The organism is Micromonospora tarapacensis (genome assembly GCF_019697375.1).
GTDB lineage: Bacteria > Actinomycetota > Actinomycetes > Mycobacteriales > Micromonosporaceae > Micromonospora > Micromonospora tarapacensis.
Map to the genome: position 1 here is coordinate 699,960 of NZ_JAHCDI010000003.1, position 17,917 is coordinate 717,876.

A 17,917-nucleotide genomic window follows, 5' to 3' on the forward strand; every position below is an offset into this window, starting at 1 on the left:
CGCTGCGTCGATGATTCACTCGCTGACGCTCGCTCATGGGCCAAGGTGGGCGCGGAGAAAGTCGAGCTCCAGGTGGAGGAGGCGTTCGGAGAGGCCACCGGCCGCCATGTGGGTGGCGCCGGTCAGCGGCAGCACCGAGTGCGGCCGGCCGGTGGCCAGCAGCGCCGCGGACAGCCGGAGCGTGTGCGCCGCCACCACGTTGTCGTCCACCATGCCGTGGACCAGCAGCAGCGGTCGGGTCTGCGCCGGATCGGTGACCGGCTCGGCGGCCAGCTCCACAAGCGAGTGGTGCGCGTACACGTCCTCACCGTCGGCGGGCGGGCCGAGATAGCGCTCGGTGTACGCGGTGTCGTAGAGGGCCCAGTCGGTGACCGGCGCACCGGCGATCCCGCACCGGAACAGCTCCGGATGGCGCAGCACCGCCAGGCCGGCCAGCCAGCCGCCGAACGACCAGCCCCGCACCCCGACCCGGCTCAGGTCCAGGTCCGGGTGCTTGTCGGCGAGCGCGGTGAGCGCCTCCACCTGGTCGAGCAGGATCACGTCGGCCACCCGCCGGTGGATGGCCTTCTCGTACGACGGGGCGATGCCCGGTGTGCCCCGGTTGTCGACCACCACCACCGCGAAGCCGGCGTCGGCCCACCACTGCCGCTCCAGCCAGGCCGACCGGGCGGCGAGCACCTCCTGGTGCCCCGGCCCGCCGTAGACGTCCAGCAGCACCGGCAGGCGGCGGCCGGTGACGTGGTTGTCCGGGTAGAGCACCGCCGTGGGCAGCCGACGGTCGGTGACCCGTTCCAGCAGCGGCAGCGGGGAGTAGCCGCAGGTGGCGGCCAGCGACCGCAGGGTGCCCACCTCCCGGTCGCCCTGCCGCACCGTCCACCGGGTGCCCGCGTGGTCGAGTGAGGCGCTGCCGACGACCAGCACGTCGCCGCCGACCGCGGCGACGTGCCACCCGGCGTCGCCGGTGAGCCGGCGGGCGTCGACCCCACCGCCGATGCTGGTCCGCACCCGGAACAGGTGCTGCTCGCTCGGTTCCCCGTCGCTCGCCTCGACCAGCAGGTCGGCCGGGCCGCTGCCGGCGGCGAGCCGGCCGACGACCCGGCGCACGTACAGCGAGGGCGGGGTGAGCAGGGTGCCGTCGGCGAACAGGCAGCGGGCGTCGTACCCGTCGTGGGCCAGCTCGCCACCGACCAGCACCCGCCCGTCGGGCAGGTGCGCGGGCGTGCCCGGGATCGGCTCCACCCAGCGCGGGTCGGCCAGCTCGGCGTGCACCTGGGTCTCGCCGGTGCGCGGGTCGACCGCGAGCACGAGCCCGTGCTGCTGCGAGCGGCGCAGCACGGTGATCAGCGGGGCGCCGTCGCCCCAGTGCACCGCGGTCAGGTACGGGTAGGTCTCCCGGTCCCAGTGCACGTCGACCCAGCCGCCGTCGAGGTCGAGCAGGTGCAGGCTGACCTCCGCGTTCGGGCCACCCGCCACCGGGTACGCGACAGCGACCGGCGCGCTGGCCGGCTGCGCCGGATCGTGCAGGTGCCAGCGGGGCAGCCGGGACTCGTCGACCCGGGCGGCCAGCACCGACCGCCCGTCGGGCGCCCACCAGTACCCGCGGTGCCGCCCGAACTCCTCGGCCGCGATGTGCTCGGCCAGCCCCCAGACCACCCCGGAGTCCTCACCGGCCAGGATCGTGTCGCTGCCGTCGGCGTCGACCACCCGAAGTTCGCCCCGGCGCACTCCCTCGGCGGCGTCGGTCACGTAGGCCAGCCGCTGGCCGCCCGGATCCGGCCGGGGGTCGAGCACCGGACCGACGGCGGGCACCTCGATCACGTCGCGGTGCACCAGGTCGGCCCGGAAGATCCGGCCGGCCAGCGCGAACACCGCCACCCGCCCGGCGCCGTCGAGGGCGTACGCGCCGATGCCCGAGGCGCTCAGCCGCAGCCGCTCCCGCCGGGCCCGCTCCCCGGGGCTGAGCGCCGCGAGGTCGGCGTCCGCGCCGAGCAGGGCGGCCGGGTCGGCGACCAGCCGCTCCTCGCCGGTCGCGACGTCCAGCTGCCAGAGCGCGTCGGCCGGGTCCTGCGGTCCCGCCGAGCGCAGGAAGACCACCCGGGCGCCGTCGTCGGCCACGGAGACGGCGCGCGGCGCCCCGTGGCCGAACCGGCGGGTGCGGGCGGCCAGCTCGGGATAGTCCACAGGCCAGATCGTAGGCCGGTGCCGAGCGGGATGTGAGCGACCTGAGCGGACGCGTCCACCCGGATCCGGCAGAACCGCCGGATAGAGTGACCGTCGTGACGACGCTGCCTGACCGCCGCCTGCTGCTGGTCCACGCGCACCCCGACGACGAGTCCATCGGCACCGGCTCGACCATGGCCCACTACGCGGCCAGCGGTGCCCACGTCACGCTGGTCACCTGCACGCTGGGCGAGGAGGGCGAGATCCACGTGCCGGAGTTGGCCGGTCTCGCCGCCACGGAGGCGGACCAGCTCGGCGGGTACCGGATCACCGAGCTGGCCGCGGCGTGCGCCGAACTCGGCGTCACCGACCACCGCTTCCTCGGCGGCGCCGGGCGCTACCGCGACTCGGGCATGATGGGCCTGCCCACCAACGAGCACCCCCGCGCGTTCTGGCGGGCGGATCTCGACGAGGCCGCCGGGCAACTGCTGGAGATCATCCGGGAGATACGGCCACAGGTGCTGGTCACGTACGACGACAACGGCTTCTACGGCCACCCCGACCACATCCAGGCACACCGGGTGGCGATGCGGGCCGTCGAACTGGCCGCCGCGGAGGGGCTCGCCCCGGCGAAGGTCTATTGGACGGCCATGCCGCAGAGCGTGCTGGAAGCGGGCATGACGCACTTCGCGGAGGCGTCGGACAATCCCTTCGCCGGCATCGCCGACGCCACCGAGCTGCCCTTCTGCACGCCGGACAAGGAGATCGCGGCGCGCGTCGACGCCACCGAGCAGCACGCCGCGAAGGAGGCGGCGATGCGCTCCCACGCTACCCAGATCCCGGCCACCTCCTGGCTCTACTCGATCGCCGGCAACTTCGGTGCCGAGTTCATGGGGGTGGAGTACTTCACCCTCGCGCTGGGGGAGAAGGGGCCGGGCAGGGGCCCGTACGGTTGGGAGCCGGACCTGTTCGCCGGGCTGGACGTCGCCGGTGGCCCCGAGCCCGCACCGGCCCCGTCGGCCGGCCGCCGGTGAACCTGCCCACCGCGATGTCGATCGCCCCGCAGGAGCAGGAGCAGCAGCCACCCCGGCCCGGCCGGCTGCGGCGGCCCCTGGACATCGGTCTGCGGGTGACCGGCGGGGCGCTCGCCGTCGTCGCCGCCGCGGTGAGTGCGGTGCTGGAACTGCTGCTCGCCCCGCTGCGGGTCGGCGGTTACCTGGTCGGGGTGGCGGTGCTCGTCGCCGTGGCCGTGAACGTCGTGTTGAGTTCGTTCGCCGTCGAGGCGGTCGGCCGCCGCTGGGCGGTGGCGCTGCCGGCGTTGCCCTGGGTGGCGATCATGGTGGCCGCCGCGGACCGGACCACCGAGGGCGACGTGCTGCTCGTCGGCGACTGGGTCGGGCTCACCCTGGTGGTCGCCGGCGCGATGACCTTCGCGGTGATGGCGTTCCGGTCGATCCTCGCACCGGCACCGGCTCGCGGCCGGTACTGACGGCACTCAGCAACGGGTGGTAGATATTCCTGCCAGGAGACCCGCCATCGGGGCGGGCGGTACGGCGGGAGGCGTGTGATGGGACAGCGGTGGCGTGCGGTCGGGGTGCTCGCGGTCGCACTGTTCGCGGTCAACGTGGCCGCCCGGCTGGTCATCCGGTTCGGTTTCGACGGTGACGACATCGTCGCCGACCGGGTGTCGCTCGGGATGTTCGTGGTGATCGGTCTGATCCTGGCCGGCGTCGCGTTCGTGTGGGGCGGGCGGTGGCCACTGGCACAGTGGGCCGGTGACGTGGCCATCGCGATCGGTGTCGCGCTCGGGCTGACCGTGCTGGTCGGGCCGCTGCTGGTCGGCAACAACCCGTTCGCCGGCGGCGGCAGTACGTTCTTCGCGCAGATCGGGCTCTACCTGGTGGCGACCACCGCGGGGACGCTCCTGGGTTACCTGCTGCTGACCACGCTGGGTCGCGATCACCGTTCGCAGCGTCTCCAGCGGTACGCCGAGACCACCGCGGCCAAGCCCCGCCGCGTGGTTCGCCGCTGACCCGCCGGGCCGGTCAGCCCGGGGCGACCCGGGTCCGGTAGGTGTGATGGGTGGTGAAGCCGAGCTTGCGGTAGAGCGTGACGGCAGGCACGTTGCGCTGCTCCACCTGGAGGAAGGCGTCGGTTGCTCCCGTCGCGCCGGCCCACCGGGCGAGCGCGCCGACCAGTCCGGCAGCCAGGCCACGGCGGCGGGCGGCGGGCAGCACCTCGATCAGGCACAGCCCCAGCCAGCGCCCCTGCCCGGTGACCGTGCCCCGGCCGATCGCCACCAGTGCGCCGGCGTCGTACGCGTGGGCGAAGCGGACCTGGTCGACGCCGGTGAGCACCTGCCGGGCGGCGGCCGGCAGGCCACCCTTGCGGCCGGCGGCCACCGTGAGCCAGTCGTTGGTCGGGGTGGCCGCCAGTTCGACCACGACACCGGCCGGGCCGCCCGTGCCGGCCGCGTCGATCAGCGGGCCGGTCGGCGACGCCGGCGTGAGGGCGGCGAGCGGGGCCGTCTGCACCAGCACCGGCGGGCGACTGTGCCAACCCCTCAGGTCGAGTTCGGCGCCGACCGGTGCGGCCAGCGGCAGCGGCGTGTTGACCAGCGCCCGCTGGCCCCGCTCGGCGTACCAGCGTTCGATCTCGTCCAGCGCCGCCGGCAACGGCCGGTCCGGGTCACCCACCGGCAGGGCCGAGTTGGCCCGGCCGGTCCAGCCGTCGGCGGCGCGCAGCAGCCAGTCACCGAGCCGGTCACGGGTGGGCGCCGGCCAGGCCTCGTCGGCCGCGAGCTCCAACTCCACCACCGCGGCGGCGGTGGGCCGCCGGGCCGCCGGAACCCGCTTGGCCCGGTGCACCTCCGCGATCGGGACACGCAGCCGCCCGTGCCGCGTGGTCAATGTGAGATGGGTCTCGGTCAACTCGACCAGTTCGCCGAGGGCGTCGGAATAGACCGGGCGACCGGCGCGCATACCCGTGCGGCGCCGGACCACGATCCGGTGTCCCACGTCCTGCTCTCGGAGCACGATCGACCTCCTCCCCGGCGAGATACTAGGCTCTTACCGTCGCGGGTGATCGCGGCGCGTCTTGCGGAGGAGAAGACCGGTGACCTACATCATCGCCGAGCCGTGCGTCGATGTGCTCGACAAGGCATGCATCGAGGAGTGCCCGGTCGACTGCATTTACGAGGGCAATCGGATGCTCTACATCCACCCCGACGAGTGCGTCGACTGTGGTGCCTGCGAGCCCGTCTGCCCGGTGGAGGCGATCTTCTACGAAGACGACGTGCCGGAACAGTGGAAGGACTACACCGGCGCCAACTACGAGTTCTTCGAGGACCTGGGCTCGCCCGGCGGCGCCTCGAAGATCGGCAAGGTGGAGAAGGACACCACCTTCGTGGCCGCCCAGCCACCTCGCGGCGAGGGCCACTGAACCGGCCCGCCCCGGTCTCGTCGCGGCTGCCTGAGTTCACCTGGGACGCCCTGGAGGCCGCGGCCGCGCTGGCCGTGACGCATCCGGACGGCCCGATCAACCTCTCCATGGGCACGCCGGTCGACCCGGTGCCGGAGGTGATCCGGCGGGCGCTGGCCGATGCGGCCGACGCGCCGGGCTACCCGTTGACGGCCGGCACCCCGGCGCTGCGGGACGCGATCGCCGCCTGGGTGGCCCGGGCGTGCGGCGCCGGGGCCGACGGGCTCGGGGTGCTCCCGACGATCGGCTCCAAGGAGCTGGTCGCCTGGTTGCCCACCCTGCTCGGGGTGGGGCCCGGGGATGTCGTCGTGGTGCCGCCGATCGCCTACCCGACCTATGAGGACGGGGCCCGCCTGGCCGGGGCCACGACCGTACGCGCCGACTCGCTGACCACCGTCGGCCCGACCTCCCGGGTACGCCTCGTCTGGATCAACTCGCCGGGCAACCCGACCGGGCGGGTGCTGCCCGCCGCCCACCTGCGCAAGGTGGTGGACTGGGCGCGGGAGCGCGGCGCGGTGGTCGCGAGCGACGAGTGCTACCTCCCGCTCGGCTGGGACGCCGCACCGGTGTCGGTGCTCTCGCCCGAGGTCTGCGGCGGCTCGTACGACTCGGTGCTGGCCGTGCACTCGCTGTCCAAGCGCTCCAACCTGGCCGGCTACCGGGCCGGCTTCGTGGCCGGTGACCCGGCGCTGGTGGCCGAGCTGCTCAAGATCCGGAAGCATGCGGGGATGATCGTTCCCGCGCCGGTGCAGGCGGCCATGATCGCCGCCCTGCGTGACGAGCGGCACGCCGACGAGCAGCGGGAGCGGTACCGCGCGCGGCGCGAGACGCTGCGGGCGGCGTTCACCGGTGCCGGCTTCGCCGTGGAGCACTCCGAGGCGGGGCTCTATCTCTGGCTGACCCGGGGCGAGGACTGCTGGGACACGGTGGACTGGCTGGCCCGCCGGGGGATCCTGGTCGCCGCCGGTGTCTTCTACGGCCCCGGCGCCCGGCAGTACGTCCGGGCGGCGTTGACGGAGTCCGACGAGCGGATCGCCGCCGTCGCCGCCCGACTCGCCCAACCCTGACGGCACGGCCCGCTCCCGCCCGGCCCCGCGGTCGCACTCGGCACCGGGCGGCGGTCCGGCTGGGCGATATCCTCGGCGCGGACTTCGCGCGGGGCCGCCCGGCTCCGTGCACGAGACGGAACGCCGAGGTACACGATGGTACTCACGGCTGACGGCCGCCCGCGGGTGGCGGTGGTCGGCACCGGGCTGATCGGCGGGTCGGTGCTGCTGCGGCTGCACGCCGCCGGGCTGGAGGTCACCGGCTGGGATCCGGACGAGGGGACCCGGCGGCAGGCCCGGCTGGCCGGCGTACCGACCGCGGAGCGGCTGGTCGACGCCGTGGCCGACCGGGACGTGGTCTTTCTCGGCGGGCCGCTGCCCACGCTGCCGGCGACCCTGGTCGAGGTCGCCGGGATGACCGGCGAGGAGTGCCTGCTCAGCGACGTCGGCAGCACCAAGGCGGAACTGGCGGCGTTCGCCCTGGCGCGGGGGTTGACCCGCCGCTTCGTTCCCGGTCATCCGATGGCCGGCACCGACCGGGCCGGTCTCGCCGCGGCGCTGCCGGAGCTGTTTTCCGGCGCCAGCTGGGTGCTCTGCCCCGCGCCGGACGGGCTGGCCGCGTTCCGCCGGCTCGCCACCCTGATCACCGAGGTCTTCGCCGCCCGGGTGGTGCCGATGGCGGCGGACCGGCACGACGCCGTGGCGGCGCTCGCCTCGCACGTGCCGCACCTGCTCGCGGGGGCGCTGGCCGGCGCGGCACAGCGGTCGCCGCTGCGCGAGGCGGTCCTCGCGCTGGCCGCCGGAAGCTTCCGGGACGGCACCCGGGTCGCCGGCACCCGCCGCAGCGCACCGCGAACATGCTGCGCGGCAACCGCGACGAGGTGCTGGCCGCACTGGCCGAGGTCACCGCCTTTCTCGACGAGTTGGCCGGGGCGCTGCGGTCCGGTGCCGGCGAGCGGCTCGCGGCCCGGTACGCCGAGGCTGGCGCCGCCCGCGCCGGCCTGGCCGGCCGCCCGTACGACCAGCAGGTGAGGTCCTTCCGGGTCGGCGAGGAGCGCGCCGAGGTGGCCTGGCTGTGCGGGCTGGGGGCGGCCGGGGACACCTCGGCGCGTGCCGGGTGGCGGACGGCACCGTCGCCTACACCGCCCACCTCCCGCAGGTCGGCTGAGCGCGACCGGTCGCTCCGGGGACGGCACCGCCCGCCGCCGGCCCGCCCGCATCGGTGGGCACGGCGGGTGGCCCGCCGCTAGGGTGAGGGCATGGTGGACGGACCGGTGGTGACGGTGCGGGGCGAGGCGTACCGCGAGGTCGCTCCGGAACTCGCCCGGTTCACGGTGACCGCCCTGGCCCGTGATCGGGAGCGGGAGCCGACGCTGACCCGGCTGGCCGAACGGGCTGCCGCGATCCGCGTGCTGCTCGACTCGTACGGCCCGACGATCGATCGCCGGGAGGCCGGCGACCTGCGGGTGCGGCCCGAGACTCGACGCTCCGGTGAGCGGGTGGTGGCCTGGCACGGCTCGGTGGTCACCACGGTGACGGTCAGTGATTTCGCCGCGCTCGGCGAGCTGATGCTGCGCCTGGCCGACCAGGACCAGGTCGAGGTGGCCGGGCCGTGGTGGTCGCTGCGGCCCGACAGCCCCGCCTACCGGGAGGCCCGGCACACCGCGATCGGTGACGCCCTGCAACGGGCCCGCGAGTACGCCGAGGCGCTCGGTGCCCAGGTCACCGACCTGGTCGAGTTGGCCGACGAGGGCGGCACCGCGCAGCCGATGATGGCGCGGATGGCGTTCGACGCCGGTGGTGCCGAGTCCGGCGGGCCGCCGGAGCTGGAACTCGACCCGCAGCCCCAGGGAGTGCACGCGGCCGTGCGGGCCCGGTTCACGATCAGCCGACCGGTCCTGTCCTGATGCCCACCGCCCTGGTCCTGCCCGTCGGGGAACTGGTGGACCGCGCCCGCGCGTTGGCCGAGGCCGGCCCGCGGCAGCTGCTCGGGATCACCGGCGCCCCCGGGGCCGGCAAGTCCACGCTGGCCGCCCAGGTGGTCGAGGCGGTCGGTCCGGCCGCCCGACTGGTGCCGATGGACGGCTTCCACCTCGCCCAGGCCGAGCTGCATCGACTCGGCCGGGCCGACCGCAAGGGTGCGATCGACACCTTCGACGCGAACGGCTACGTGTCGCTGCTTCGCCGGCTGCGCCGCAAGGAGCCGACCTCGGTCTGGGCGCCCGGGTTCCGCCGGGATCTGGAGGAGCCGATCGCGGGGGCGGTCGAGGTGCCGCCGGAGGTCCGGCTGGTGGTCACCGAGGGCAACTACCTGCTGATCCCGGACTGGCCCTGGGACGAGGTCCGTGCGTTGCTGCACGACGCGTGGTTCCTGGACCTCGACGTCGACCTACGGCGGCACCGGCTGGTGGCGCGGCACGTCGCGCACGGGCGGTCGGAGCAGGACGCCCGGGCCTGGGCGCTGGGCAGTGACGAGACCAACGCGGCGCTGGTGGCCGGCACCGCCGGCCGTGCCGACCTGGTGGTCCGGCTAGCCGCGCCCTCGCCGGGGTGACGGGACCGCCCGCCGGAGCAGCCAGGCCACCCGGGATCTTTCCCGGTGGAATTCGTCGGCCGCCGGGTAGCCGCCGTGGCTGCGGATCGGTGGGTCGGCCACCTCGCCGTCGCTCGGGTGCAGTGCCTCGGGGTCGGTGACCGCGATGTCCCGTTCCCCTGCGGCGACCGGCCAACCGAGCGGGTCGGTGTCCCGCCAGAAGTTCGTCCACCTGGTCACGCCGGACGGCCGGGTCAGTGCCCCGGTCAGCACGGGCAGCCGGTCGGGGCCGAAGTAGGCGGGGAAGATCCGGCCGTAGAGCCGGGTCAGCTGGCAGCCGTAGGAGAAGAACCAGATCCGTCGCCGCCACCGGTGTGGTAGTTGGAGGATCACCGCGGTGCAGATCACGGTGCCCTGGCTGTGCCCGGAGAGGATGATTCCGTCCATCCGGCGGGGGTCGTGCTCGGTCAGCGCGAGCAGGCCGGCGGTGCGGGTGAGCAGTTCGGGCACGGCCCGCTCGGCATAGCTCGGTGGGGCGAGCGGGTGCGCGGTGCGCGGCCAGAACGTTCCCACGTCCCAGACCACCCCGACGGACCGCCGGACGGTGTCGTTGCGGTAGACGAGCAGGCCGACGGCGGCGACCGCCACCGGCAACCAGCCGAGCAGCGAGCCGCCGATGTCGGCGACGGCCTTGACCGCGGCGGCGCCTGCGCCCGTCGCTATCGCCTGCGGGCGGGCGGCGGAGAGGACGGCGACGCAGCCGAGGGCGGCGAGCACGGCCATCGCGCCGGCGTACCAACCGGCCAGCCGCAGCGCGTGTTCGCCGACCAGCCGGTGCAACGCCTGGTGGGTGCTCACGTCCCGGCCGCGGCGCAGGTCGTGCGCGGAAAGCCGTCCGCCGCGGGCGCTCAGTTCGGCGTACTCCTCGCGCCGCAGCCGGTGGAAGAGCACGGCGGCGCGGACGGCGACCAGGGCGAGCAGCAGCAGCGCGACGCCGAAGCCCAGCCCGGCCCAGGGCACCAGGGTCGGCGGGACCACCACGGACCGCCCGCCGGGCGTGGCCGCGCCGTTGAGCCGGTCGGTGACCCAGTAGAGCACTCCGGTGCTGTACGCGAGGCAGAGCAGCCAACCGAAGCCGGCGATGACAGCCGGTGCCCGACCTCGCCAGGCGAGGTCGGTGTGCGGCTCCAGCGGTTGGTTCGACGCGGTGGGCCGGGTCCGGGGCAGCAGCAGGCCGGTCCCCGCGAGGGCCAACAGCGGCAGGGTCAGCTGCCACACCTCAAGCGGTGCCGGCCCGACGCCGGGCAACCAGCCGTGGCACCAGCCGGCGGCGCCGGCGATCAGCAGCGTGGCGGCGGCGGGTGTCGCGACGCCGCGCCGCCCGGAGCGCGCGGCTGCCCCGATCGCGATGAGCAGCAGCAGTTGGCCGGTGCCCAGCCAGGCGATGATCCGGTCGTAGCCCGGCAGCGACCGGTCCGCCAGGCAGCCGGCCAGGGCCGGGTCTTCGGCGCATCCCGCGGGTGGGCGTAGCTCGGCCAGGGGCGTGCCGGCGGCGCCGTCGGGCAGCATCAGCACCGCGACGGTGCCGGCCAGGCCGAGGCCGGTGAGGACGACGACCATGGCGCTCCACGGGCCGAGCGGGGTGGCCCCGTCGCGCCGGGTCAGGAACGGCCGGCCGATGGCCACCAGCGTGATCACCACGACCGCGATCATCCCCGCCGCCGCGGTCCAGGCGATGGCGGCCCGCGCCCCCGCGGCGGGTCCAGCATCGCGACCGTGCCGAGCGGGACCGCCGCGGCCACCACCGTGGCGGTGCAGAGGTGCAGCACGGCCGCGCGCCGCAGCTGCCCCTCGCCCCACCAGAACGTCGGGTCCTGAAGTGGGTTGGCGAGCGGGGCCGGCGGCGGTTCGGGAAGGGAGGCGGTTCCGGCGCCGGCTGGCTGACCGGCACGTCGGCGTCGACCGGCGCCGGCGTACGGCGCACCGGCGGGTTCGTCGTCGGGTCGGCGGGCATCACCGCCTCGTACTGGTACGTCCGCCAGGTGACCAGGCCGAGCACGGCGATCAGGGCGAGCGGCACGAGCAGGCCGACGGCCAACGTCCGGCCGCCCTGCTGCCACCAGGGGCTGGCGAGGAACTCCCACGGCCCGGGGACGTGGCGCAGGCAGGTCTCGTCCACGCACTGCCAGCCGATGAGGTCGACGCCGACTCCGGTGAGCGCGATCACGGGCGTGCCGGTCAGGGTCAGGCAGAACAGCCGGATCAGCCATGCGGTCATCCCGGATCGGCTGGCCAGCCGTTCGGTGGTCGGGTCGGGCGGTATCCCGGGCCGGGCGTGCAGTGCCACATTGGCGAGGGTGAAGGGCAACAGCAGCGTCCAGAGGGCCCGCTCCACGTCACGGGCGGTCCGCGCGCCGGAGGTCAACTGCCCCCAGCTGTACGCCTCGACGACGATCGGATCGAGTGGCGTGGCGGTGGGAGAGCGGTAGAAGCCGGTGACCGGGCCGCCGGCGACCAGCCGTGGCTGGAGTGCCTCGCCGGCCGGTTCCGCCGTCAGACCCAGGATCTCGGCGGGCGGCGTGTTCGACACTCCGTGTACGCGAAGTTCGAGAATCCGACTGCCCATGCCAAGCCTCCCGGTGACGCCTGTGTTACCCAGAGTGCCTGATCCGTCGGCCCGGGTGCCACTCGCCGTAGAGGTGTTTGTGCTGGTGGGAGCCCCTGGTTGGTCAGTTGAGCTGGCATGAGCAAGGACGATCGCGTCGCCGATGGTGATGGGTCGCGCCGCCTCCCACGTCGCCCGGCGCGGTTCTGGAGTCGCCTTCGTCGACGAGACCGTTGCCGGCTCTCAGTCGTTGGCGTGCAGGGCGGCGTTCAGCTCGATGCCCCGGCCGGTGCGGGGCCGGGCCTCCAGCGCTCCGGTGACCGAGTTGCGCCAGAGGAGCAACCCGTCGACGCCGGACAGCTCGCGGGCCTTGACCACCCGGCCGTCCGGCAGGCCGATCTTCGAGGCGGCGGTGATGTAGCAACCTGCCTCGACCACGCAGTCGTCGCCGAGCGAGATGCCCACGCCGGCGTTCGCGCCGACCAGGCTGCGTTCGCCGATGCGCACCTTGTCGGTGCCGCCGCCGGAGAGGGTGCCCATGATGGAGGCGCCGCCGCCGATGTCCGAGCCGTCGCCCACCACCACGCCCTGCACGATGCGACCCTCGACCATGGAGGTGCCCAGCGTGCCGGCGTTGAAGTTGACGAAGCCCTCGTGCATGACCGTGGTGCCCGCGGCGAGGTGTGCGCCGAGGCGGACCCGGTCGGCGTCGGCGATCCGCACCCCCGCGGGGACCACGTAGTCCGTCATCCGGGGGAACTTGTCCACTCCGTACACGCCCAGGTGGCGGCCGGCGGCCCGTTCGATGACGCGCAGTTCGTCCACCCGCTCCGGCGGGCAGGGCCCGGCCGAGGTCCAGGCCACGTTGGCCAGCTTGCCGAAGATGCCGTCGAGGTTGAGCTCGTTGGGCCGCACCAGGCGGTGCGAGAGCAGATGCAGCCGCAGGTACGCGTCGGCCGCGTCCTTGATCGGGTCGTCCAGCGAGCCGATGACGGTGACCACCTGGACGGTACGCAGACCCGGCAGCGCGCGGTCGCCGATCGCGCCCGGCGGCAGGTCCAGCACGTCGGCCTCGTCCTCGCCGGCGATCAGCGGCAGCTCGCCGAGGCCCAGCTTGCCGGTCGGGTACCAGGTGTCGAGCACCTGGTCGCCGGCGGTGACGGTGGCCAGGCCGATGCCCCACGCGGATTGTGTGGACGTCATTTACTCACCTCTCGTTCCCATGGGCTTGCTGCTGCTCGCGACTGCGGGGCTCGCAAGCTCACTCCTCGCGTTTCGCCGAAGGGCTCGCGTCTCACGGTCGCCGGTTGTGACGGTACCGTGCGGACCATGGAGAACCCGCTTACCCCCGAGGTCCTCGCCGATCCGGTGGCGTTGACCCGCGCGCTGGTCGACATCAAGTCGGTGTCCCTCAACGAGACGGCCATCGCCGACTGCGTCGAGGAGATCCTGCGGGTGGTGCCGCACCTGACCACGAGCAGGCACGGCAACACGGTGATGGCCCGTACGGACCTGGGCCGGAGCTCCCGAGTGGTACTGGCCGGGCACCTGGACACCGTCCCGTTGAACAACAACTTCCCGTCGACTCTGCGCGGCGACCTGATCTACGGCTGCGGCACCTCGGACATGAAGTCCGGGGTCGCCTTCGCGCTGCACCTCGCGACCACCCTGGCCGAGCCGCGCTACGACGTCACGTACTTCTTCTACGAGGCCGAGGAGATCGAGTCCAGGTACAACGGGCTGCACCTGGTGGCGCAGGCGCACCCCGAGTGGCTGACGGCCGACTTCGCGCTGCTGCTCGAACCGACGTACGGCGTCGTGGAGGCCGGCTGCCAGGGCACCATGCGGGCGACGGTGGTGACCACCGGGGTCCGGGCCCACTCGGCCCGTTCCTGGCACGGGGTCAACGCCGTGCACGACGCCGGTGAGGTGCTGCGCCGGCTGTCGACGTACCAGGCACGGCGGGTGACCATCGACGGGTGCGAGTACCGCGAGGGGATGAACGCGGTGCGGATCTCCGGTGGGGTGGCCGGCAACGTCGTGCCGGACCGGTGCGAGATCGAGGTGAACTACCGCTTCGCGCCCGACCGGACGCCGGCCGAGGCCGAGGCGCACCTGCGCGAGGTGTTCGCGGGGTACGAACTCGCGGTGACCGACTGCGCGGCCGGGGCACTGCCCGGTTTGGCGGCCGCCCCCGCGCGGGAGTTCCTGGCCGCGGTGGGTGCTGCCCCGATCGGCAAGCTGGGCTGGACCGACGTGGCCCGGTTCGCCGCGATGGGGATTCCGGCGCTGAACTTCGGCCCGGGTGACCCGAACCTGGCCCATCATCCCGACGAGCACGTCGAGATCGGCAAGATCCGGGATGGCGCCGCCACCCTGTACCGCTGGCTCGCCCCCGCCTGAGCCTCCTCGGGCCGGAGGTTCGCCCCGTGGTCGGCCGGGTGACGTGGCCGCCCGGTGACGCGGTGGGGTCAGACGGCGCTCAGGTGCGAGTCGGTGCTGGGCTCGACGGGCGGTTCGGGCGGGTTCTCGAGCAGCCGGGCGCGCCGGCGCTCGGCCACCACGTCGCGGATCCGTCGCTGCATCTGGCGTCGGATCCGGACCCGTTCGTTGTTGTTGATCACGCTGTCTCCTCCCCCGAAGCCGCGTGCCGAGGCATACCCGGTATGTGAATAGTAAGACGTACGGGAAAGGGGTTTGGTTGCACAAGATCACGAAGTGTTTGCCGGGTTCTCCGGTCGGACTCCACTACGGTTGCTCCCATGACCCAGAGCAACCGCCGTGAACCAGGACAGGAGCGGCACCGCGGCGCCGTCACATTCCGTCGCCAGTCAATTACCTCAAGCACCGCCGACCAGGGGCTGCTGGACTCGCGGGCGCGCGCCGACTGGAAGACCAAGGACGCCTGGCGGGCGCTGCGCATTCTCTCCGAGTTCGTCGAGGGCTTCGACACCCTCGCCGACCTGCCACCGGCGGTGAGCGTCTTCGGCTCGGCCCGTAGCAAGCCGGACAGCCCGGAGTGCCAGCTCGCCGAGGCGCTGGGTGCGGCACTGGCCCGAGCCGGGTACGCCGTGATCACCGGCGGTGGGCCCGGCGTGATGGAGGCGGCCAACCGGGGTGCGAGCGAGGCGGGTGGCCACTCCGTCGGTCTCGGCATCGAGCTCCCCTTCGAGCAGGGCATCAACGACTGGGTCGACCTGGCCATCGACTTTCGCTACTTCTTCGCCCGCAAGACCATGTTCGTCAAGTACGCGCAGGCGTTCGTCGTGCTGCCCGGCGGCTTCGGCACCATGGACGAACTCTTCGAGGCACTCACCCTGGTGCAGACCGGCAAGGTCACCCGGTTCCCGGTGGTGCTGATGGGCGCGGAGTACTGGCAGGGTCTGCTCGACTGGCTGCGCGACACGATGGCGGCGGAAGGGAAGATCGGTCCGGTCGACCTGGAGCTGATCTGCGTCACCGACGACATCGCCGCGGCGGTGCGGCACATCGTGGAGGCCGAGGCGGCCATCAGCGCCGAGCAGGAGGCGGTCCGCGAGGAGGCCGTCGCCCGGGTCGCCGCCGACCAGCGGGCCGCGGCCGACGAGTCCACGGAGCGCTGACCCGTGGCCGCGATCTGTGTCTTCTGCGCCTCCTCCCGTACTCTCGACCAGCGCTGGCTCGACCTCGCCGCCGCCACCGGCGCGGAGATCGCCCGGCGTGGGCACACGCTGGTCAGCGGTGGCGGCTGCGTCGGGATGATGGGTGCGCTGGTCGACGGCGCACGGTCGGCGGGTGGCCGGACGATCGGCGTGATCCCGCAGGCGCTGGTCGACCTGGAGGTTGCCGACCTCGCCTCCGACGAGCTGCTCGTCACCGATTCGATGGCCAGCCGGAAGATCCTCATGATCGAGAAGTCGGACGCCTTCCTCACGCTGCCGGGTGGTCTCGGCACCCTGGACGAACTCTTCGAGGTCTGGACCACCGCCACGCTGGCCCTGCACCGCAAGCCCATGGTGTTGGTGGACAGCGACGGGTTCTACGGCCCACTGCTGGACTGGCTGCGCAGCCTGACCGACCAGACCTTCCTCAAGCCCGCCGGTTTTGGCCTGCTCCGGCTGGCCGACACCGTTCCCACCGCCCTGGACCTCCTCGAATCCCACCTCGCCTGAACCACGGCCCGACCCGTCCGTGCCCGACCCGTCAGTGCCCGACCGGTGTGTGCCCCGACCCGTGGGTACCCGACCCGTCCGCGCCGCCGGTGGCTACCTGGCACACACTTGGCTCTGCTTCAATCCACGCAACAGAAGCTGCCTCGACCGGTGCGTGGGGTGAGGCAGAGCAAAGGGCGCGGAGTGGTACCGGTAGGCGGTGGCGCTCCGGCACCGTGCGCCGCAGTGCGATGGGGCGCCCAGCGGCCCTCCGGGCACCGATCGGCGGGGACCAGGCCGGGGCGCGAGCTGGGGCTCGGAAGGGTGTGGCGCGGCGGCAAGTGTCGCAGGGGCGTGATGGGATGTCGGGATGCAGGCGTACCGGTTGGTGCGTCGGCCCGCCGGGCCGACCGACGGTGGTGGCCCGTCGGCCGGGCAGTCACCGGTCGACGCCCACCCGGAAGCCGACCCGGCTCCGCCCATCCGAGGCCGCGGGCCGGGAGGATCTCGGGCAGGCGGAGGTCGTCGCGCACACCGACGGGCCGATGCTGGTCCTCGGCGGGCCGGGCACCGGGAAGACCCGCACGCTCGTCGAGGCGGTCGCCGCGCGGGTCGCCGAGGGCGTCGATCCGGAGCGGATCCTGGTGCTCACCTTCAGCCGACGCGGCGCCGCCGACCTGCGGCATCGAGTCGAGGCCCGGATCGCCGCGACCGGACAACGGGTGTTGCGCGAACCGCTGGTACGCACCTTCCCCGCGTACGCGTTCGGGCTGCTGCGGCGCGCCGCCGCCGAGCGGGGTGAGCCGTCACCCCGGCTGCTCACCGGCCCGGAACAGGATCTGATCATCCGTGAGCTGCTGGACGTGGTCGGTGCGGAATCCGGCGAGGAACCCGGCGACGACCCGGTCGGCTGGCCGGTGGAGCTACGCCCGGCACTGCGTACCCGGGCGTTCGCCGCCCAGCTGCGTGACCTGCTGATGCGCGCCGCCGAGCGTGGGGTGGGCCCGGTCGAGCTGGCCCGGCTCGGCGAGCGGTTGGGCCGCGCCGACTGGCCGGCCGCCGCTCGGTTCCTGCGGGAGTACGTCGCGGTGCTGGCGCTGCGCGACGTGGCCAACCGGGGCTCGGTCGCCTACGACCCGGCGGAACTCGTGCGGGCGGCCACCGGGATGCTGCGCGACGACGCGGAGCTGCTGTCCGCCGAGCGGCGCCGGCTGGCGTACGTCTACGTCGACGAACTCGCCGACACCGACCCCGCGCAGCTCGACCTGTTGGACACCGTCGCCGGTGGCGGGATTCCGCTGGTCGCCTTCGCCGATCCCGATTCCTCCACCTATGCCTTCCGGGGCGCCGACCCGGCCGGTGTGACGACCTTCCCGCACCGGTTCCGCACCGCCTCCGGTGCGCCGGCCGCGCAGGTGCTGCTGAGCACCAGCTACCGCGCCGGGGCCGGTTGCTGGCCGCCTCCACCCGGCTGGCCCGGCGGCTGCGCGGCCCGGCGGCACATCGGCGGCTGCGCCCGCTGCCGGACGCACCCGCGGGAGCGCTGGAGGTACGCACGTTCTCCTCGACCACCAGCGAGGCGGCCTGGCTGGCGCACGCGTTGCGTGCGGCGCACCTGCTCGATGGACTGCCCTGGGCGCGGATGGCGGTGCTGGTCCGCTCCACCGCCCGGCAGTTGCCCGGGTTGCGCCGGGCGCTGCACGCGGCCGGCGTACCCACCGTGGTGCACGGTGAGGATCTCCCCCTGCACCTGCAACCGGCGGTCGCGCCGCTGCTGCTCCTGCTGCGCTGTGCGCTGGAGCCGGAGCGGCTCGACGAGGAGGCCGCCGTCGCACTGTTGCACTCGCCGCTCGGCGGCGCCGACCCGCTGGCCGAGCGGCGGCTGCGGCAGGGCCTGCGGGCACTGGCTCTCGCCGGCGGCGACCGGCGGCCCTCCGGCGAGCTGATCGTCGAGGCGCTGCGC

17 protein-coding genes and 1 pseudogene are annotated in these 17,917 nt (G+C 73.9%); 13 read left to right on the plus strand and 5 right to left on the minus strand.

Annotated elements, in window-relative coordinates; translation table 11 throughout:
- Positions 1–33: 33 nt before the first annotated feature.
- Positions 34–2,181, minus strand: coding sequence for a prolyl oligopeptidase family serine peptidase (locus KIF24_RS04180; RefSeq protein ID WP_221082829.1), 2,148 nt, complete (start codon positions 2,179–2,181; stop codon positions 34–36).
- An 86-nt stretch (positions 2,182–2,267) separates the two neighbouring features.
- On the opposite strand from KIF24_RS04180, the gene mshB reads away from it, so the two are divergent.
- The 3 genes from mshB (at position 2,268) to KIF24_RS04195 (ending at position 4,192) form a co-directional block, all read left to right on the plus strand.
- Positions 2,268–3,194 (plus strand): N-acetyl-1-D-myo-inositol-2-amino-2-deoxy-alpha-D-glucopyranoside deacetylase, encoded by a 927-nt coding sequence (mshB, locus tag KIF24_RS04185; RefSeq protein ID WP_221082830.1) that lies wholly within the window; start codon positions 2,268–2,270, stop codon positions 3,192–3,194.
- A 14-nt stretch (positions 3,195–3,208) separates the two neighbouring features.
- On the plus strand, positions 3,209–3,649 hold the full coding sequence (locus KIF24_RS04190) for a hypothetical protein (protein ID WP_221083167.1): 441 nt from the start codon (positions 3,209–3,211) through the stop codon (positions 3,647–3,649).
- A gap of 78 nt (positions 3,650–3,727) precedes the next feature.
- Positions 3,728–4,192: a hypothetical protein gene (locus KIF24_RS04195; RefSeq protein WP_221082831.1), complete on the plus strand. Its 465-nt coding sequence runs from the start codon at positions 3,728–3,730 to the stop codon at positions 4,190–4,192.
- A 13-nt stretch (positions 4,193–4,205) separates the two neighbouring features.
- Here KIF24_RS04195 and KIF24_RS04200 read toward each other — a convergent pair whose 3' ends face one another.
- Positions 4,206–5,195 carry a GNAT family N-acetyltransferase gene (locus tag KIF24_RS04200; RefSeq protein WP_221082832.1) on the minus strand — a complete coding sequence of 330 codons (990 nt, stop codon included), beginning with the start codon at positions 5,193–5,195 and terminating at the stop codon, positions 4,206–4,208.
- A gap of 79 nt (positions 5,196–5,274) precedes the next feature.
- On the opposite strand from KIF24_RS04200, the gene fdxA reads away from it, so the two are divergent.
- The 5 genes and pseudogenes from fdxA (at position 5,275) to KIF24_RS04225 (ending at position 9,240) form a co-directional block, all read left to right on the plus strand.
- On the plus strand, positions 5,275–5,601 hold the full coding sequence (gene fdxA, locus KIF24_RS04205; protein WP_331461003.1) for a ferredoxin: 327 nt from the start codon (positions 5,275–5,277) through the stop codon (positions 5,599–5,601).
- Positions 5,598–6,707: a succinyldiaminopimelate transaminase gene (dapC, locus tag KIF24_RS04210; protein ID WP_269440589.1), complete on the plus strand. Its 1,110-nt coding sequence runs from the start codon at positions 5,598–5,600 to the stop codon at positions 6,705–6,707. The genes fdxA and dapC overlap by 4 nt, the downstream gene beginning before the upstream one ends.
- A 135-nt stretch (positions 6,708–6,842) precedes the next feature.
- Positions 6,843–7,854 (plus strand): annotated as a pseudogene (locus KIF24_RS04215) (prephenate dehydrogenase).
- A gap of 91 nt (positions 7,855–7,945) precedes the next feature.
- Complete coding sequence (locus tag KIF24_RS04220) at positions 7,946–8,593, plus strand: SIMPL domain-containing protein (RefSeq protein ID WP_221082834.1); 648 nt, start codon at positions 7,946–7,948, stop codon at positions 8,591–8,593.
- Positions 8,593–9,240 (plus strand): nucleoside/nucleotide kinase family protein, encoded by a 648-nt coding sequence (locus KIF24_RS04225; RefSeq protein WP_221082835.1) that lies wholly within the window; start codon positions 8,593–8,595, stop codon positions 9,238–9,240. The genes KIF24_RS04220 and KIF24_RS04225 overlap by 1 nt, the downstream gene beginning before the upstream one ends.
- On the opposite strand, the gene KIF24_RS32130 is transcribed toward KIF24_RS04225, so the two are convergent.
- Complete coding sequence (locus KIF24_RS32130) at positions 9,217–10,920, minus strand: hypothetical protein (RefSeq protein ID WP_230414841.1); 1,704 nt, start codon at positions 10,918–10,920, stop codon at positions 9,217–9,219. The genes KIF24_RS04225 and KIF24_RS32130 overlap by 24 nt on opposite strands.
- Positions 10,921–11,039: 119 nt before the next feature.
- Between KIF24_RS32130 and KIF24_RS32135 the strand changes: the two genes are divergently transcribed.
- Positions 11,040–11,708 carry a hypothetical protein gene (locus KIF24_RS32135; RefSeq protein ID WP_230414843.1) on the plus strand — a complete coding sequence of 223 codons (669 nt, stop codon included), beginning with the start codon at positions 11,040–11,042 and terminating at the stop codon, positions 11,706–11,708.
- Between the two features lie 359 nt (positions 11,709–12,067).
- Here the strand turns inward: KIF24_RS32135 and dapD are convergent, their stop codons facing one another.
- Positions 12,068–13,027: a 2,3,4,5-tetrahydropyridine-2,6-dicarboxylate N-succinyltransferase gene (gene dapD, locus KIF24_RS04235; RefSeq protein ID WP_221082836.1), complete on the minus strand. Its 960-nt coding sequence runs from the start codon at positions 13,025–13,027 to the stop codon at positions 12,068–12,070.
- Positions 13,028–13,153: 126 nt separating this feature from the next.
- On the opposite strand from dapD, the gene dapE reads away from it, so the two are divergent.
- Positions 13,154–14,227, plus strand: coding sequence for a succinyl-diaminopimelate desuccinylase (dapE, locus tag KIF24_RS04240; protein WP_221082837.1), 1,074 nt, complete (start codon positions 13,154–13,156; stop codon positions 14,225–14,227).
- A gap of 68 nt (positions 14,228–14,295) precedes the next feature.
- Here dapE and KIF24_RS04245 read toward each other — a convergent pair whose 3' ends face one another.
- Positions 14,296–14,448, minus strand: a complete 153-nt coding sequence (locus KIF24_RS04245) for a hypothetical protein (RefSeq protein ID WP_221082838.1) — start codon at positions 14,446–14,448, stop codon at positions 14,296–14,298.
- Between the two features lie 138 nt (positions 14,449–14,586).
- Here KIF24_RS04245 and KIF24_RS04250 point away from each other — a divergent pair, with 138 nt between their 5' ends.
- From KIF24_RS04250 to KIF24_RS34915, 3 genes are all read left to right on the plus strand, one after another.
- The gene (locus tag KIF24_RS04250) at positions 14,587–15,426 is read left to right on the plus strand and encodes an LOG family protein (RefSeq protein WP_221082839.1); all 840 of its coding nucleotides are present in this window, start codon (positions 14,587–14,589) and stop codon (positions 15,424–15,426) included.
- Between the two features lie 3 nt (positions 15,427–15,429).
- Positions 15,430–15,975, plus strand: a complete 546-nt coding sequence (locus KIF24_RS04255; protein ID WP_221082840.1) for an LOG family protein — start codon at positions 15,430–15,432, stop codon at positions 15,973–15,975.
- Between the two features lie 398 nt (positions 15,976–16,373).
- Positions 16,374–17,900, plus strand: a complete 1,527-nt coding sequence (locus KIF24_RS34915; protein WP_407939874.1) for a UvrD-helicase domain-containing protein — start codon at positions 16,374–16,376, stop codon at positions 17,898–17,900.
- Positions 17,901–17,917: the final 17 nt, after the last annotated feature.

Coding starts and splice junctions, on each gene's coding strand:
- KIF24_RS04220 (WP_221082834.1), top strand. CDS start 7,946: ATGGTGGACGGACCGGTGGTGACGGTGCGGGGCGAGGCGTACCGCGAG.
- KIF24_RS04190 (WP_221083167.1), top strand. CDS start 3,209: ATGTCGATCGCCCCGCAGGAGCAGGAGCAGCAGCCACCCCGGCCCGGC.
- dapD (WP_221082836.1), bottom strand. CDS start 13,027: ATGACGTCCACACAATCCGCGTGGGGCATCGGCCTGGCCACCGTCACC.
- dapE (WP_221082837.1), top strand. CDS start 13,154: ATGGAGAACCCGCTTACCCCCGAGGTCCTCGCCGATCCGGTGGCGTTG.
- KIF24_RS04250 (WP_221082839.1), top strand. CDS start 14,587: ATGACCCAGAGCAACCGCCGTGAACCAGGACAGGAGCGGCACCGCGGC.
- KIF24_RS04225 (WP_221082835.1), top strand. CDS start 8,593: ATGCCCACCGCCCTGGTCCTGCCCGTCGGGGAACTGGTGGACCGCGCC.
- KIF24_RS04195 (WP_221082831.1), top strand. CDS start 3,728: ATGGGACAGCGGTGGCGTGCGGTCGGGGTGCTCGCGGTCGCACTGTTC.